Source organism: Pseudothermotoga lettingae TMO, assembly GCF_000017865.1.
In the GTDB taxonomy this organism is placed as follows: domain Bacteria; phylum Thermotogota; class Thermotogae; order Thermotogales; family DSM-5069; genus Pseudothermotoga_B; species Pseudothermotoga_B elfii.
Genome location: NC_009828.1, coordinates 1,370,259 through 1,386,786, shown reverse-complemented (window position 1 = coordinate 1,386,786; position 16,528 = coordinate 1,370,259). Strand labels below are relative to the sequence as shown.

Sequence of the window (16,528 nt, the reverse complement as noted above, 5' to 3'; positions counted from 1 at the left end):
TCCATTATTTACACTTTGCCAATTTTGAAGCTTTTTGGAATAGCAGCTTTAAGAAGTTTTTCTTCCGTAGCTTCTTGTTTCATAAACTCAGCTGTCTTTTTTCCCTCGGACATGACGACAATCCTATCTGACATTGCCAGTACTTCTGGAAGCTCAGACGAAACCAAAATTACACCGACACCAGCTTTAGCAAGATCGCTTATCAGCGAATATATTTCGGCTTTTGCATTAACATCGATACCTCGCGTTGGTTCATCAAGCAAAATTACCTTAGGTTTGAGAGATAACCATTTTGCTAAAACTACTTTTTGTTGGTTGCCACCACTGAGATTCTCAACGATCTGGTTTATGGAAGGTGTTTTTATGTTAAGTTTTATCACATATTCACGTGCGGTATCTTTTTCCGCAGTGCGGTTGACAAATCCAAATTTCGAGACATACTTTAGTCCCGGAAGACTTATATTGTGTAAAACACTCATCTTTAAAATTAAGCCTGAGAGCTTTCTATCTTCAGGAACATAACCAATACCTGCTCTTATAGCATCTATTGTTTTTCTTATCTTAGTAAGCTGGCCGTCAATATAAATTTTTCCATCAATCAAAGATTGTTGATGAAAGCCAAAGATAGCCTCCATAACTTCTGACCTACCAGCGCCAATTAATCCATAAATACCAAGAATTTCACCTTTGTGGACATTAAGAGAAATATTATCTACAATCTTTTTGTTCTTGCTCTGATTAATTACTGAAAGATTTTCTACACGAAGAATCTCTTCTCCGATCTTGCTTTTTTCTCTTATGTAAAATTTATCGATACTTCTTCCGACCATATATTTGACGATATCATCATAAGTAAACTGATTTGTGTCTCCGCTTGCCACGACTTTACCATCCCTCATAACAATTATTTTTTGGGATATGGAGAAAACTTCATCCAATTTGTGAGAGATATATATGATTGAAGTTCCTTGATCTCTTAGATTTCTAATTATCTCGAATAGATTTTCTATTTCTTTTTCACTTATAGCGGAGGTTGGCTCATCCATAATTATGACTTTTGCTTTACTCACCAAAGATTTTGCGATTGCAACAAGTTGCTGCTGTCCAGTACTGAGTTCTTCGACTTTTTTCTTTGGATCGACACTGAGACGTACTTTTTTAAGTATTTCTTTCGATTTGTTAAACAGGTATTTGTAATCCATGAATCCCCATAAATTCAATGGTTCTCTCCCAAGCCACATATTTTCCGCAATTGTGAGATTTGGTACAAGGTCAAGTTCTTGAGGAATAAGAAATATACCTGCATCAATAGCTTCTCTTGGATTTCTGAATCGCATCTCTTTTCCATTAAAAAAGATTTTTCCAACGTAGTCTGAATAGACACCAGAGAAGATCTTCATCAATGTAGATTTTCCTGCTCCATTCTCCCCAATTACTGCTGTAACAATACCTTTTTCTATTGAAAGAGATACATCGTCAACTGCTACAACACCTGGAAAGGTTTTCGTTACGTTTTCTGTGCGAAGAATAACATTATCATTCATTCAGTAACCTCCTTGGCTTAATTCCAATCTTAGTGGTATAACAGTTATTGGATATTTGACTGGATCGTCTTTGAGAAGATTAAAAAGCCCTATGAATTTAATCATCAGGCCTGAGGTGACTGATTTCTCTTTCGCCATTTCGATAAAAGGTGTGGCTACTTCATCACTCACTATGTCATTTAGAGCTGTTGATACCAGATTGAAATCCATAATTCTATCAAAATCTTCCATTTTAATTATTCCTGTTGCCATAACGATGATATTTCCAAAGACACGCCTTGTTATGTAAAGTTCAGGTTGTTCAGCGTCTTCTCTTATTTTCACGAGTACTCCATCATCGTTGACTGAGATTATACGTCCAGTGCCTTCCACAATATAATATCTGTAATTTGATATACCGACTACCTTCCCATATTTTTGATGTGCCTGTTCTGGATTAAGGTCCAACAATTCAAGAACATCATATGAATTTGCTTTGGAAAGATTTGTAAGCTGTCCCTGTAATTCAAGCCATACACTTTGTGCATAGTTTTCTGGATCAAATTCCTTTTTTATCTCATCAAGTGGTATAATTTTGCAAGACTTGCTGATCAGAATGATAGCGATAACGGCAATCACAGAAAGAATTATCTTTTTTCTCACTATAAATGCCTCCTACGAAACCCGGGGACGTATGCCCCGGGGAATTAATATTACTTTCGACCGTATGGTGCGTATTTTTGGATATTCTCTTGGCTTACGAGTTCAACCGTGACAGGAACAATTTCCGGAAATTGCCTTTCGCCTCTGAGATACTGATCAGCCCATTCGGCAGCAAGCCTTGACATGAGTTTTGGGAACTGCATTATTGTTGCAGCGATTTGCCTACCTTCATTGATTGCATAGATGACATCTTCAGCTCCATCAAAACCGAAAACATATATATCTTTTCTGCCAGCAGCTTCTATTGCCATAAGCGCACCGAGTGCCATCGCGTCATTCCCGCACCAAATTGCCTTGATCTCTGGATGTGCTTGAAGTATTTGTTCTGTAACTTTGAAGCCTGTATCTCTGTCAAATTCAGCGCTTTGCTGTGCAACCATTGTGAATTCTCCATATTTGTCAACGACAGAATGAAATCCGTTTGATCTGTCCCACGTTGGCTGAGCACTCAAAATACCAAGAAGTTCTGCATAAGGTATCTTGTCTGACTTAAGTTTTTCCTTCATAAACTTTACGAAATATTCCCCAACGAGAACACCACCATAGTAATTGTCAGAATAAATTTGAGAGACAGCCAATCCTCTTGCATTAATTCCTCTGTCAATACAGAAAACGGGAATACCTGCATCTTTTGCTCTTCTCACGTTTGCTATTGAGCCATCTGCGTCTGTTGGATTGAATAATATCGCCTGAAACCCTGCTGCAATAATTGTGTCAAAGTGAGTTGATTCCTTTGCTGTATCATTTTGTGAATCAAATACAGTTACTTCATACCCAAGTTCCTGTGCTCTTTCTTTTGCTGTGTCAGCAAGAACAACAAACCATGGATTGTTCAAAGTAGAAATCACAACCGCGATCTTCCCCTTTGTTTCAGCAAAAGTAAACCCGGCTAAAAGAACGACTGTTGCCAGAAGTATTGTTACAAACTTTTTCATAAAACCACCTCCACTACTTGATTAACCCCTTTTGGGGTCATATTCTTGATTTCACAGTCTCCCTGAGAATAACCTCAGTCTGCAGTATTACATCGTGTTTTTTAACGTGTTTTCCATTGAGAAGCTGCCAGAGGATTTTTCCAGCCATATATCCCATTTCGTAAATTGGTTGCCTAACCGTTGTTAAAGGGGGTCTGGAATATTTACTGTAAAACATATCATCGAACCCGACGACACTAACGTCATGTGGAACACAATATCCCATTTGCGACAAAGCTTCTATTGCACCGAGAGCAACAAGGTCATTTCCTCCTACTATTGCATCCGGGATTTTTTTCAACCTTTTTGTTAAATCATAACCACTTTCGAAGGTGAATCTTCCATAAAATACTTGAAAATCTATGCCGCGATTTCTAACACTATCTATAAAACCACGCAATCTCTCTCTAGCACTGGAGGTGTTTCTTTCTCCACTGAGGTAAATGATTGATTTATGTCCAGTTTCGATAAGATGATCTGTAATTTTTTTCACCCCTCCAGCGTTGTCGACGCCAACATATGGCACTTTAGAATTTTCATAGCGCCGATCCATGAAAACCATTTTAATATTCGTTGATTCAACAGTTTTTGAAAAGTCAGAATTCTGCCCACCTGAGCAAGTTACAATCATTCCTTCAACATTTTGAGATAGGAGTGTTCTTAATAATTTGGTTTCTTCACGAGTGTTGTGATCTGTTCCACAAACAATAAAAGTATATCCCCTACGTTTCAAAAAGTCTTCAGCGCCTTTTATCATTAAAAGAAAAGCTGGGTTAGTAATATCTGGTATGATGAAACCAATCAGCTTTGTGGAACCAGTTCTTAAGCTTCTTGCAATTTGATTTGGATGATAACCAAGATATTCAATAGCATGTTTGACTTTGCTACGTAATTTTTCACTCACACTATCTGGATTATTTATTACCCTTGAGACAGTTGAGATAGAAACTCCTGCTAGTTTTGCAACACTTTTAATATTTGAAGTGATATTTCCATTTTTATTTTCCAAATTTTCTTGCCTCCCGAACACCAAAATTTTTGAAAACGTTCTTGAAAACGTTTTCAAGACATTTAATATTTTTCCACTTTGTTTAAGACTAAGTCAAGTATTATATTTTCTGTTTATCATCTTCACATATTCTTCCTTCGACAAATAAAGTTATGCGATGCTTTTTTCTCATTTTTTCTCGGAGTTTTCAAGTTTTTCTCCTATTTTCTTAAATTTTCCATGCTTTTCTACTTTCTTGTACTTTTAGTTAACATTTATAGATGATATAGACCATTGTAGATGTTCATGATACGTTTGTTAAAATATGGTTGTTGCAGAAGGAGGTTTTTGCGTGAATTACATTAATGAAATAGTACAACTTTGCATTGATGCGCTTAAAATGGGGTCTCTTCCGATAGGTTGTGTTATTGTGAATGGTTCGGGAAATATAATATCAAAAGGAAGGAACGCGATTCATGAGAGCAATTTTTCTGGATACCCTGTTTTTGGAAACAGTATTGCACATGCTGAACTAAATGCTCTCGTTTCAATGAAGAGAATCCCAGACAATATGGAAATTTCTGATTATGTTATTTATACTTCCATGGAACCATGTGTTATGTGTTTTGGAGCAATTTACATGTCTGGTATAAGAAATGTGGTTTACGGTATGAAAGATGGGGTGGGAGGCGGATTGAATTTATACGGTGTTACGGAATATTATGGAAAAAAGAAAATCAACATTGTTCAGAATAAAAAGCTTGAGAAAATGCAGGCCGTGTTATTTGGTTTCATGCGTGATAAAGACTACATAAATAGAGGGGGCCTCTGGCAAACTTACCTTTCGATGTATTCAGAGGAATATAAAATAGCTGAACAACTCAGAAAAAATGAAATTTATGGGAAACTCCTTGCAGGTACGATGAATGCCTCTCAATTCATCAGCGTCGTTGAAAAATTTATCTGTGATCTGAATAAGTAGATGTTTTTTAAGGTAACCTGAGTTCATCTCCAGCTTGTAAAATCACACATTTCTCTTTCAGTTTTTTCTTGAAAATTTCTACAGCATCCCGACCAGTACAATGAAGTGGTATGATATATAAGTCATTTTCGAAAAAAAGTTTTGCTATTCTTTCGATCCGTCCTAAGGGCGAATTCACCAGGTGAAATCCACCGATAACATAGTTCACTTTTCTATTTTCAAGAACATATTCTATTATGTTTTCGATTCCTCTGTGTGCACAGCCAGTAAATAATTTATCCTCTATAACAATATTTATTTCGTCTTCAAACAAGTCATATTCACCATTTTTTGTAAAATTTTTGTCTATTATATTCTCGAATAAAGGTACAGAATTAATGAATTGAATTTTATCAATTGTTATATCATCCCGCAGATATCTGATTTCCAACCCTGTTTTTTCCAGCTCAAATGGGATGCCTGCAGGTTTGTTCTGACTGTATTTTTGAACAACTGCTTCTTTATGAATATACACGGTTGCATCTACATTATCCCAGTATTTCAACCCTCCGGCATGATCGTAATGGCCATGTGAGATTATGATTTTCTCTATTTTTTCAAAATCAATATTCATTATGCGGCCATTTTTCAGGAAAACATCAGTTTGTCCTGTGTCAAAGAGTATTTTGTCATCAATCAAGATTGAAAGTCCGTGCTCACTGTAAAAACCTTCTCTGGCTTTGTCATTGCATAAGACCTTCAGATTCACAGTATCACCTTCTAACTTTTATTGTACTATCTTAATTGAGATGAGAACTTTAATGTGAAATGCGAAAGGAAGTGATCGAACTGCTCAAAGTTGTTTTTAAAATAGCTTTCCGGAATTTTTTGATGAGGTTCAAATCAGTCTTTGTTCTCATTTTTGGGATAGGGGTACCTTCGATGCTTCTTGTAGGTGGACTGTCTTTGAATGACTCTATAGGAAGGTGGACAAAAAGGAGTCTTGCAGAAAATTTTGGTTGTGCGGATGCTTATGTGGAAAACAGAAGAAACAACATATTCTTCAAAATTCCACTTGATCAACAGATTGTCGATATTTTGAGAAAACACCAGAAAATTTTATCGGTTTTGCCAGTCTCTGAAAGTATTGCTCAAATTGAATATGGCGGTAAAATTCTTGATTGTCTCGTGATAGCTACTTCTCCGGAAGAATTGAGTTACTTTGTCGAAGAAAAAATTGAACTGGTTTCGAATAATATACTTTTGTCGAAAGAACTTGCTCAGATAATGAATATAAGAGAAAATGATTTCGTCGCACTGGACATGGGCAGAGGCCAGAAACAGTTCAAAGTAGTTAAAATCTCTACTGATGGCTTCTTGAATTTTCGAGGGGAAAATCTTCAGTATGCAGGAACAGTTTTCATAAATCGCGATGATTTTCAGGGGGTAGGGGGATTCCCAACAAAAATCTATATGCGACTTGAAGGATCTATAGAAGAACATAAAGCAACGACAGATTGGATATCCGAAGAACTGAAAGTGAAGGCTGTGGCAATGAAGTTTCAATTATTAAATTCACCGGCAAATAGAACACTTGGCTATTTAACTATTGCTTTCAGCAGTTTCTCAGTTATCGCTTCGTTTATACTGGTATATGTATTTGCGCAAAGTTTCGTCGAAGAGAGAAGTACAACAATGGTCACATTACGAATTCTTGGAATGAAAACAGGGCACTTATCGGCCATATTGATTTATGAAGGATTAATTTATTTTCTAATAGCCGGCCTCTGTGGGGGAATAATGGGAACTTTTTTAGGAGATTTTCTTTTACGCAGATTAAGAACAATTTCCGGCACATTGATGAGTGAATTCTACATAGGATTTTCAGATCTTACTCTTTACGTTTCTCCTCTCACAGTATTTACTGGTATTCTTGGCGGGCTTGTAATACCTCTAATAATTTTTATTCTAAAGATCAGGACTATCACGCATCATCCGCCTGTGGAAATGCTTAGAACAGAAAGTCATGTAAGGACACAAAGATGGAAACGAAAAATATCAGGAGGTTCAATGATAGTTTTATCGATGGTTATGATTCTCATATATCCGAAATTCTGGTTATTTTTCTTTTTAATTGCGGCGCTTGGTGGAGTTGTTGTATTTCCAACGACTTTTCTCAGTCTTGGTATGGGTATATTTCTGGTGTCGTTCATCTATTTTCCATTAACTCAATCTGCCACAGTATGGGACATCTTGCAAAGGGGCGCTTCGTTTTTTATAGGCAGCTGGTTTTTGTTTCTGTCGCTTATCTCTCCTTTGAGAAAGATATTTTCAAGATGGATGAAAAAAGGGTCTGTTTCCACATTTATAGCTTTATCATACGTTGAGCGAAACCGAAAAAATACATTTATCATTGCTTCAATGTTCAGTTTGATAGTTTTCATGATGACTTTGGTTCTTGTTGTACCATACAATATGGAAAAATTTGTTCTGGAAAAAATGAAAACGGGGCTTTTTGGCTATGATTTGATGGTGATATACAATCCTTTGAAACTGGTTTTGTCGAAAGGGGAGCCAGATCTTTCGAAAGATTTGCAGAATCCTTCAAAGATTTATGTTGCACAATTTAACGACGATCTTATTGCGTTTGTGGATGACAATTTTTTGAAAGATGCTGTTGTTTCCATCGAAACAAATAAAAGATGGAGGGAGCAGTTACTTGAGCCCGGTACGATAGTTGTAGGGGATTTTGAAGGGGCAAGATCTCTGCAAATTACGGGTAAGGTAAAATCACCTTTTGGATTTGGTGAAACCGAGAATATGACTTTTCGGGTTGTGGACACTTTTGATATGCGCCAGCTTATGGTACCTGTGAAATATGTTGCATCGATAAACAGTATTCCAGAGAAAGTCAGATTGATTCCGGTGATAATTTCCAGAGTGGATCCAGCTAATGTTATGCAGGTAAAGGATTTCTACAGAAAGAGATTTGATTTTCCAATCTATATTAAAGAAGAGCTTAATCGAGTTTTTTCTGGTATTGATCTTCTTATTCAGACAGGTGTGACTTTATTATATTTTGGTTTGATAAGTGGTTTTAGTGGTATAGCATTTTATTCGTTGCGCAATGTGATAGTTAGAAAACGAATGTCGGGAACATTAAGGGCTATAGGGATGTCTGGTAAAAGCCTTAGTGCGGCCTTTATTTTGGAAAATCTTATAGTAGCGTCCATGGGTATAATTACTGGTATTTTCGCTGGATATCTTGAATCAAAAGACGTTTCCAATTTTATTTTTTCGATATTTGGTTCAGGTCAATTTTCAGTACCAATCTGGGAACTTGCTGGCTTGATTTTGGCGATTTACATGATTATATCCCTGGTAGTAACCTTGCCGGTTCTGGTGATTCGAACCAGCCCAGTGGAAGCGTTGAGAGCACCTGATTAGGAGGATGAAAATGATAAAAGTAAAAAATCTGTGGAAAATCTATGGTGAAGGAGAAGGGGCTGTACAGGCTCTTAAAGGCATAAATATTACTATAGAGCACGGAGAGTTTCTTGCCATACTTGGACCATCTGGTTCTGGCAAAACCACGTTGCTTAATTGTCTTTCTGGAATTGATGCTCCGACACGCGGTGAGATTTTTTTCAATGGGGTGGCTTTTCATTCGATGAGTGAAGAGAAAAAGACGCAATTTCGAGCAAAATATATGGGTTTCATTTTCCAATTTTTCAACCTGGTACCTGTGCTTACTGCTATTGAGAATGTGGAATTGCCTCTTAAGATTCTCGGCGTGAAACATACTGAAGCAAGGAATAGAGCTCTTGAAATGCTGAAAAAAGTTGGTTTATCAGACAAAATCAACAGGTTTCCATCTCAGCTTTCAGGTGGTGAACAGCAGAGGGTAGCCATAGCAAGAGCGATTATTCACAATCCAGATATAATATGGGCTGATGAACCAACCGGAAATCTCGATTCAGAAACCGGACTTGGCATAATAGAGCTGCTTGAAAGAATCAGGAATGAACATGGAACAACACTGGTAATCGTTACTCACGATGAACGAATAGCAAAGCGAGCAGATCGTGTGCTTACTATAAGAGACGGTAAGATTCTGAGTTTTTCTACGTTTTGAAAAGCAGAAGATTACATCAGCATTTTCTTTCTTTTTTGCTCACTAACATTAATTCTATCTCATCCATTCTGAGTGGTTTGCGGTTCCAGGAACCGGCGGTACCTCCCCAGATATTTTCAACAAGAAAACCTGCTATTTTCAACATGTAAACAAGCTCGCTTGCTATAAAACCTTTTTCTCTCAAAAATATGTTGTCCGGAGCATTTTCAAGGTAATCTGACATTGGACTGCTCTCGACAATTGCTAATTGATCAAATTTCCCCTTAGAGACATCTTCATCGTTGAACAATCTGATCATTCTGAGACCATTTAAAGCGGTAAATATAAATTTTGACCCTGTCTTTAGAGTTTTGTTTATATTTTTGAGAATCATTATATCTCTGTCAAAAGGATCTTCACCTTCGGATAGAAGTCCAAAAGCCCCTTCACAAAGGCAGATGCACGCATCGTATAATTTGTTTACTTTGAAATCTACTGCATTTGCTTGGATAAAGTCTACAGAGACACTTTCTTTTTCACATTTTTTTCTGGCAATACTCAGCATTCTTTCAGATATATCGATACCTGTTACACTATAACCTCGTTTTGCAAGCTCTATTGAATGTCTTCCTGTCCCGCAGCCAACGTCAAGTATGAAAGAACCTGCGGGTATGTTGAGTTCCTGTTCAATAAAATCTATTTCTGCTTTTGTATTCTTTGTAAAAATCTCATTATCGTATTTTTCTGCGTATTCATCGAAAAAATATCTCCAGTTATTTTGAGTCATTTTAATTCTCCTTTCCTATAAGGAAAAACGATCTCATCTTAAATTAACCAAGATATGGTATTAAGCGTAAATTAAATTCCATCCATCTTAACTTAACTATGCAAAGAGTAAAATTTTTTGATAGCAAGCAAAAAATGGCATCTGAGCTTGAATATGTTTCGATCATACCACATTCTTACGTTATGGAGGAGATGTATGATGCTGATGTTTCTGATTCCCCTTTTTGGTCTGATTGTAGTCTTTTTCAATTTTAAAGGATTGCTCAAGAAACCTGAAGGAACAGAGTACATGCGAGAGATATCATTGCGAATAAGAGAGGGAGCAGACGCTTTTATCAATCATGAATACAAAAAAGTGGCCATTTACGCTGTGGTAATAGCGATGATCTTGGGAATATTAACTGCTTGGTATGTATCCATTGCATTTTTGACAGGTGCTCTTATGAGTTCTCTGGCTGGTTATTTAGGAATGAAAGCAGCAACGAGGGCAAATGTGCGTGTCGCAGAGGCAGCAAGGCAGCACAAAAAGATTGGTCCTGCTTTGAAGACGGCATTTCAGGGTGGCTCGATCATGGGCCTTTCTGTAGGAAGTCTTGCGTTGCTGGGCTTTATAGTTGTTATGATGATTTTCAGACATCAATTAGAGCCGGAGCAGCTGGTTATTGTTCGTAATTATCTTGGTATCAATTTCATCCCAATTACAATGACACTTTCAGGATATGCGTTAGGATGTTCAATAATAGCAATGTTTGATAGAGTGGGTGGAGGAGTCTACACGAAAGCTGCTGATATGGCAGCTGATCTGGTTGGAAAAACGGAACTAAGGCTTCCAGAAGACGATCCAAGGAATCCAGCAACAATTGCAGATAATGTTGGGGACAATGTTGGAGACGTGGCTGGCTTAGGAGCTGATTTGCTTGAAAGCTACGTTGGTTCGATTCTTTCTGTTATCGTACTAGCTTCTTATATCTTTGTTCTGACATCAACAGAGCATACTGAACTTGTGATCAAGCTCATTAGCTATCCTATAGGATTTGCGCTAATTGGATTGCTTTCTTGCATAGCTGGTGTAATGTTTGTCATATTTAAAAAGCCTTCCAATAAACCTCATGCAGAACTTAATTTTGCTCTGTTTCTTTCTGCTCTTTTGACAATAGTTGGGAACTTTTTCTATACAAAATTTTCTCTGTCGGGAGAAAATAATCTTGAATCCTTCGGGTTTCGTTACGGACCGTTTTCTGCGTATTTTTCGGCTATAATTGGGATTGCGGCGGGTATAATAATAGGATTACTTGCGGAATACTATACTTCAGATGATTTCTCACCAACGAGAAAACTAAGCCATAAATCCATGCAGGGAACAGGAATGGTTATAAGTGGTGGCCTTGCGCTGGGTATGATGAGTACTTTTTTACCATGTCTTATGCTTTTTGCGGCTATCCTGGCTGCAGATCATTTTGCTGGGCTTTATGGAGTTGCAATGGCAGCGGTAGGAATGCTTTCATTTGTGGCTATGTCCGTAACAGTAGATTCTTATGGGCCTATAGCGGATAATGCAGGGGGAATAAGTGAAATGTCTGGGCTCGAGCCAGAAGTCAGGCAAATTACAGACAGGCTTGATATGGTAGGAAATACCACTGCTGCGATAGGTAAAGGTTTTGCAATAGGGTCAGCAGCACTTGCCGCCCTTTCTTTGTTTGCCTCGTACATGTTTTCACAGGCTTCACCTGGTGAATACGTCAAAAGTATCAGTGAGCTGTTGAATCTAAATATTATAAACGCACGAACTCTCGGTGGAGCAGTTCTCGGTGCAGCTTTGCCTTATCTTTTCAGCGGGATACTGATTGAAGCTGTTGTGAAGGCAGCTTCGAAGATGGTAGATGAAATAAGAAGGCAAGTTAAGGAAAGACCAGGAATAATTGATGGAACCGAAAAACCCGATTATCAAAGGTGTATTTCAATAAGTGCTGATGGTGCACTTCAACAGATGGCTCTTCCTGCAATGATAGCTATTGTTACACCTGTATTGAGTGGATTTCTGCTTGGAGTCGAATTTGTTGGGGGTTTGCTTGTAGGAACGACGCTCAGTGGTATAATGCTGGCGCTTTTCACTGCAAATGCAGGTGGTGCATGGGATAATGCCAAGAAGTATCTCGAACAAGGTAATATAGAGGGATTGAACAAAGGTTCCCAGGAGCATTCTGCTCTCGTTGTTGGGGACACAGTAGGAGATCCTTTGAAAGATACAGTTGGGCCGAGTCTCGATATACTTATCAAAATAATGGCTGTTATTTCTCTAATATTTGCCCCACTTTTCCAGAAATTCAGCATCTTTTGAGAAATAATTCCGCTCCCCTTCCTATGGGGGGAGCTTTCAATACCCAAAAATGATGAATAGGGCACAAAGATTATCCAGTTTTTTCTATGTAGATTTTCGAATCTAATTTGTCATCCACAACGATAACTTTATAACCCATCTTTCTGCAAAAACTTATAATCCTTTCTTTGGAGAGGGGATAATCTACTATAACCAGCAATGTTTCACCGTTGGTCAGTTCTTTCAACTCTCTCCTTGTAGTTAATTCTGGTATGGGACAGGTTTCACCCCGAAAATCAAGAACCCTTTTCGGTTTAAAAAGATTGGTATCGTTATAATAAATGGGTTCAAAAACAGGTGTTCCACGCTTGTCTGATATGAAATTAATAGCTTCCTCAATAACTCTAAGCATATGTTTAGAAGAGAAATCAAAACGATCACCATCTGGTGTTTTGATTACAGAAAGTATGCCTTGTTTGTACATTTGGGTTAGATATCTGTAGGCTGTTGAAATATTAATACCAAGTTTTTGAGCAACTTCATTGACAGTCAAACAGCTATCAAGAAGAAGAGTTAGTATATCAAGACGTTTCTGGTTTGCCAGCACTTTAAAAAGTTCGACCAGATCAGATCTTTTCATGTGTGGATTATCACCTTTTAATTGATTAATTGAGATGCCGCGATGGCTATCGCGGCATCTATATTGCTATTATACCATATTAACCTATAAACTGTGGCTCAGATTCAACAAGTTCAATAAATTGTGGATAATCAATCAATGGAACCTGTGAATCTTCTTCTTTGTATCCTCTTGAAAGAAAATCATCTTTGATTGCAAATATCTTTGCTTTTGTCTCGTATTTTTTAAGAGCCCAAAAAACACCATTCTGGATAAGTACGATTTTATCTCCGGCTTTAGCATTTTCGATCTTAAGTTTCTCAACAGGGTGATCAACTCCGTACTTGACAAGTATTAATGCCATTGTATCACCTCACATGAAGATCACGTAATCAAAGCCGTGAAAGAAATCAGGCAGGCTTTTTTTCTCTATTATCTGTGCTCCAAAGTTTTCCTCTATTTCTTTTATGCTGAATTTTTCAATGTCCTCTTTTAGAACATAAACTTTGGTAGCGTATCGTTTTATGTATTTGTGGCATATAGAAAGTGGTAACAAACCGAGAGATTCAGGTCTGGTGTTTTTTGAAAGAGCAATACAGGCTTCATCTAAGAGAAGAACACTTGGTTCAAGATCTTCTCCATACATTCCAAACGCTGTTCTAAATGCTTCGTTTACCCATATGCTTCCCACTGGGGACTGGTAAGCAACAAAAAGTAATTTTCTCATTTTCCCCACCTCAGGCCATCAGATTTATGAACCTATCAGTTGTGGATAAAAGTGCTGCTAATTCTGGCAATCCACTTGGTTTTGCACCATCTATGATCATATCTTCTTTTATACCTCTATAATCCATGCAAATGCCACAGATATCAACTTTTAATTTTCCCGAATTAATCAAAGTTCTGAGTTTTTCAGGAATATTTCTATCAATTTTAAGTGGTTTGATATTTTTATTCACACAAATTACCGAATCTGCAAATAAGAATAAAGTTACTTCATGTCCTTTTTCAACAGCTGCCTCAGCAATTTTGATTGCAGTGTCAATATCTTCATAAGTGTAAGGTTGAACCATCACTTGTATTGTTATTTTCATAAATCATCTCTCCTTGCCAAACAATATCCTGGCCATTGTCCAGTTACCAAGTATGAAGAATATAGAGGCTAATATAGAAGATATAGCCAGCTGGGGAACACCCGTTAGGAAATGCCCGATATTGCACCCGCCAGCTGTTGCAGCTCCAAAACCCATGAATATTCCACCAACAATGACTTGCAAATAGGTTTTTGGGTTTTTAGGCATTCTTAGCTTGAATTCTTTGCCGGCGATAGAAGAAATGAGTGCCCCCAAAATAATACCTATTATTTCTGCGCCATCCCAGGAGAGTGGTTTATTATTGGTGTAGACACTGAAGAGATTAACCCAACCACCTGTGATGCCAAGTCCGTAATTTCTCCCTGCTTTTGCACTCGTCCACCAAGCAATCGGTGCGAGTACCGCTATGAGGATTGCGGCAACGATCCAGTTCAATTTTGTTGATCTTTCAGAAGTTTTTGTTCCAAAAGCATACCAAATCAGCAGAGCAGCAAAGATTAGGGCAACAATCCATGGGTTAATATTCAAAACGGTTGCCAGGGTTGGTCCTGTTTTTGGCGCATAAATTGATTGATTATTTTGTACAACAACGTTGAAAGTGCTGATCCATTTCTTCCATGGTGAGAAAAGTCCAGAATTTGTTGCATATGCAGTTAGTCCATAGAAAATAGCTGCCAACCAAGCTGTAGTCATGCCTTCACCGGTTCTGTAGGTTACTCCAGAAGCACAGCCACCTGCTAAAACCATACCCAGTCCAAAGATGTAACCGCCCAGGATATTTCCCAACCAATTGAGAGCAGGAGGATTTAATGCTATAAGTCCAGTTTGAGCAAACAGAAGGAGGCTGATCGATTCGAGGGCTATGGCGAGTGCTGCAAGTTTCATAAGATAGTTGTCTTTAAAGATTAAAATATCTCTGAACGCGGAATTAAAACAAATTCTGCCCCGCTGAAGAATCACTCCAAATATGAAGCCTACTAAAAGCCCTGCCCAAACCATGGAAAGTCACCTCCTTCTACTTGACCTGAATGTAGATTTTCCATTCGCTATTGCCAACTTCTTCAATTTCCAGAACTTCATGCCCCAATTTCCTGACTGTCTCAGGGATTCTCTCTTTGGACATGGGATAGTCGATCCATACTTCCAAAATTTCTCCTGGTTTCATTTCCTTCAGGGCTCTTTTTGTTTCAACATCTGGAACAGGACAGACTTCTCCACGAACATCCAGACTTTTTGCCACTTGATACTTTGCCATACCTGCACCTCCCTTTCGTGAAAAAAATATCGATTTCTAATAAAAGATTATCTTTGCATAATGAATCACTGTTGACATGTATATTACGACTTGGTAAATCTGGAAAATAACAATGGATTATAAATTACTGTTGAGTACGTACACCAGAATATAGTGCATAGAAAATTTGCTCAAATATGTTAAGTGTTAGCTATTGTGAAGCAGCTTTTGAATAAAGCATTCGAATGAATTTCACTGATGCAATATAAGGTACATTATATTGCATAGGCGTTGTCTCTTTCAAAAGCTCATTTAAACAGAATCAAATTAGACATTTATAACAGAAAAGCAGGCTCATGACACAAAACTCAGAGTTGATTCATAAGTAAGAAGCTCAAATAATATAATTATCGGTAAGCACTGGCACTAATCTAATAAAGAAAAATGGGATGTCTTATTTTTTTTACAAATTACAATTTGATTTTTCATATTTATCTCAATCTGGTGTAATGAAAAACTGATTTGATCGATTACTGAGAGGATTAAATGATAGATCGGATAACTGATCTTTCAAACCAGATACTCAAATTATATGAAGAACTCAACCAGATTCAAAAAACCTTTCCTTCCTGTAATGGTTGCAAAGAATGCTGCAACACGCCTTCGTGCAATATAGAAGCAACTATTCTTGAGTTTATACCGCTGGCAGTTCATTTTTCCCAGATGAATCTTTTAGATAAGTGGCTTGATAAGCTTGAGAGAACTACAGAAGAGGATATCTGTGTACTTTTTGATCCTGCTAATCCAAAAGGTGGATGCACCTATCATATATTTAGGCCTCTGATTTGCCGGCTATTTTCAGCGAGTCTGGTAATAAGAAAAAATATCATACAACCATTGAGTTGTAAATATCTCCGCAGCAGTCTTATAAACCAAATCACTAATTTGCCAAATGCTCAGGACTATTTTTCAAAACTTCTCTCAATAGATTTCTTTCTTGCTTCGTACAGATATCCCATCAACACTGCCCTGAAAAAAGCTTTGGAATATGTTGGTTTGTATTACACCACAGGAAGATTCACACGCCGCTCGGCATGACTAAGAATAAAAATCATTTCTTATTTGATATTAATATCTGTATCTAAAAATTATATTTGTAATTGTCAAACAGATATAAACTCACAAATCAAAATCA

At 37.5% G+C, this 16,528-nt stretch carries 17 protein-coding genes; 5 read left to right on the top strand and 12 right to left on the bottom strand.

Going from position 1 to position 16,528, the window contains the following annotated elements; all coding sequences use genetic code 11:
* Positions 1–8: 8 nt before the first annotated feature.
* From TLET_RS06785 to TLET_RS06770, 4 genes are read right to left on the bottom strand one after another with little or no spacing between them, the layout of a single operon-like run.
* Entirely contained in the window at positions 9–1,544 is a 1,536-nt protein-coding gene (locus TLET_RS06785; protein ID WP_012003360.1) for a sugar ABC transporter ATP-binding protein, read from the bottom strand.
* On the bottom strand, positions 1,545–2,186 hold the full coding sequence (locus TLET_RS06780; protein WP_012003359.1) for a DUF2291 domain-containing protein: 642 nt from the start codon (positions 2,184–2,186) through the stop codon (positions 1,545–1,547). It abuts the gene before it with no gap.
* A 50-nt stretch (positions 2,187–2,236) separates the two neighbouring features.
* Positions 2,237–3,181: a D-ribose ABC transporter substrate-binding protein gene (locus TLET_RS06775; RefSeq protein WP_012003358.1), complete on the bottom strand. Its 945-nt coding sequence runs from the start codon at positions 3,179–3,181 to the stop codon at positions 2,237–2,239.
* 37 nt (positions 3,182–3,218) lie between these two features.
* On the bottom strand, positions 3,219–4,229 hold the full coding sequence (locus TLET_RS06770) for a LacI family DNA-binding transcriptional regulator (protein ID WP_012003357.1): 1,011 nt from the start codon (positions 4,227–4,229) through the stop codon (positions 3,219–3,221).
* A gap of 331 nt (positions 4,230–4,560) precedes the next feature.
* On the opposite strand from TLET_RS06770, the gene TLET_RS06765 reads away from it, so the two are divergent.
* Positions 4,561–5,190: a nucleoside deaminase gene (locus TLET_RS06765; RefSeq protein ID WP_012003356.1), complete on the top strand. Its 630-nt coding sequence runs from the start codon at positions 4,561–4,563 to the stop codon at positions 5,188–5,190.
* A 7-nt stretch (positions 5,191–5,197) separates the two neighbouring features.
* On the opposite strand, the gene TLET_RS06760 is transcribed toward TLET_RS06765, so the two are convergent.
* On the bottom strand, positions 5,198–5,938 hold the full coding sequence (locus TLET_RS06760) for an MBL fold metallo-hydrolase (protein WP_012003355.1): 741 nt from the start codon (positions 5,936–5,938) through the stop codon (positions 5,198–5,200).
* A 173-nt stretch (positions 5,939–6,111) separates the two neighbouring features.
* Here TLET_RS06760 and TLET_RS06755 point away from each other — a divergent pair, with 173 nt between their 5' ends.
* Positions 6,112–8,616, top strand: coding sequence for an ABC transporter permease (locus TLET_RS06755; protein WP_228369003.1), 2,505 nt, complete (start codon positions 6,112–6,114; stop codon positions 8,614–8,616).
* A gap of 10 nt (positions 8,617–8,626) precedes the next feature.
* A complete protein-coding gene (locus tag TLET_RS06750) occupies positions 8,627–9,304 on the top strand; it encodes an ABC transporter ATP-binding protein (protein ID WP_012003353.1) in 678 nt (225 codons plus the stop codon).
* A gap of 16 nt (positions 9,305–9,320) precedes the next feature.
* Here TLET_RS06750 and TLET_RS06745 read toward each other — a convergent pair whose 3' ends face one another.
* The gene (locus TLET_RS06745; protein WP_012003352.1) at positions 9,321–10,070 is read right to left on the bottom strand and encodes a class I SAM-dependent DNA methyltransferase; all 750 of its coding nucleotides are present in this window, start codon (positions 10,068–10,070) and stop codon (positions 9,321–9,323) included.
* Between the two features lie 195 nt (positions 10,071–10,265).
* Here TLET_RS06745 and TLET_RS06740 point away from each other — a divergent pair, with 195 nt between their 5' ends.
* Positions 10,266–12,407 carry a sodium-translocating pyrophosphatase gene (locus TLET_RS06740; protein ID WP_012003351.1) on the top strand — a complete coding sequence of 714 codons (2,142 nt, stop codon included), beginning with the start codon at positions 10,266–10,268 and terminating at the stop codon, positions 12,405–12,407.
* Positions 12,408–12,477: 70 nt separating this feature from the next.
* Here the strand turns inward: TLET_RS06740 and TLET_RS06735 are convergent, their stop codons facing one another.
* The 6 genes from TLET_RS06735 to TLET_RS06710 form a co-directional block, all read right to left on the bottom strand.
* Positions 12,478–13,026 carry a sulfurtransferase TusA family protein gene (locus TLET_RS06735; RefSeq protein ID WP_012003350.1) on the bottom strand — a complete coding sequence of 183 codons (549 nt, stop codon included), beginning with the start codon at positions 13,024–13,026 and terminating at the stop codon, positions 12,478–12,480.
* A gap of 79 nt (positions 13,027–13,105) precedes the next feature.
* Entirely contained in the window at positions 13,106–13,369 is a 264-nt protein-coding gene (locus TLET_RS06730; protein ID WP_012003349.1) for a DsrH/TusB family sulfur relay protein, read from the bottom strand.
* Positions 13,370–13,378: 9 nt separating this feature from the next.
* Positions 13,379–13,732 carry a hypothetical protein gene (locus TLET_RS06725; protein ID WP_012003348.1) on the bottom strand — a complete coding sequence of 118 codons (354 nt, stop codon included), beginning with the start codon at positions 13,730–13,732 and terminating at the stop codon, positions 13,379–13,381.
* Positions 13,733–13,742: 10 nt separating this feature from the next.
* A complete protein-coding gene (locus tag TLET_RS06720; RefSeq protein WP_012003347.1) occupies positions 13,743–14,099 on the bottom strand; it encodes a DsrE/DsrF/TusD sulfur relay family protein in 357 nt (118 codons plus the stop codon).
* A gap of 3 nt (positions 14,100–14,102) precedes the next feature.
* Positions 14,103–15,098, bottom strand: coding sequence for a YeeE/YedE family protein (locus TLET_RS06715; RefSeq protein ID WP_012003346.1), 996 nt, complete (start codon positions 15,096–15,098; stop codon positions 14,103–14,105).
* 16 nt (positions 15,099–15,114) lie between these two features.
* On the bottom strand, positions 15,115–15,354 hold the full coding sequence (locus tag TLET_RS06710) for a sulfurtransferase TusA family protein (RefSeq protein WP_012003345.1): 240 nt from the start codon (positions 15,352–15,354) through the stop codon (positions 15,115–15,117).
* A 525-nt stretch (positions 15,355–15,879) separates the two neighbouring features.
* On the opposite strand from TLET_RS06710, the gene TLET_RS06705 reads away from it, so the two are divergent.
* On the top strand, positions 15,880–16,431 hold the full coding sequence (locus TLET_RS06705; RefSeq protein WP_012003344.1) for a YkgJ family cysteine cluster protein: 552 nt from the start codon (positions 15,880–15,882) through the stop codon (positions 16,429–16,431).
* Positions 16,432–16,528 lie beyond the last annotated feature (97 nt).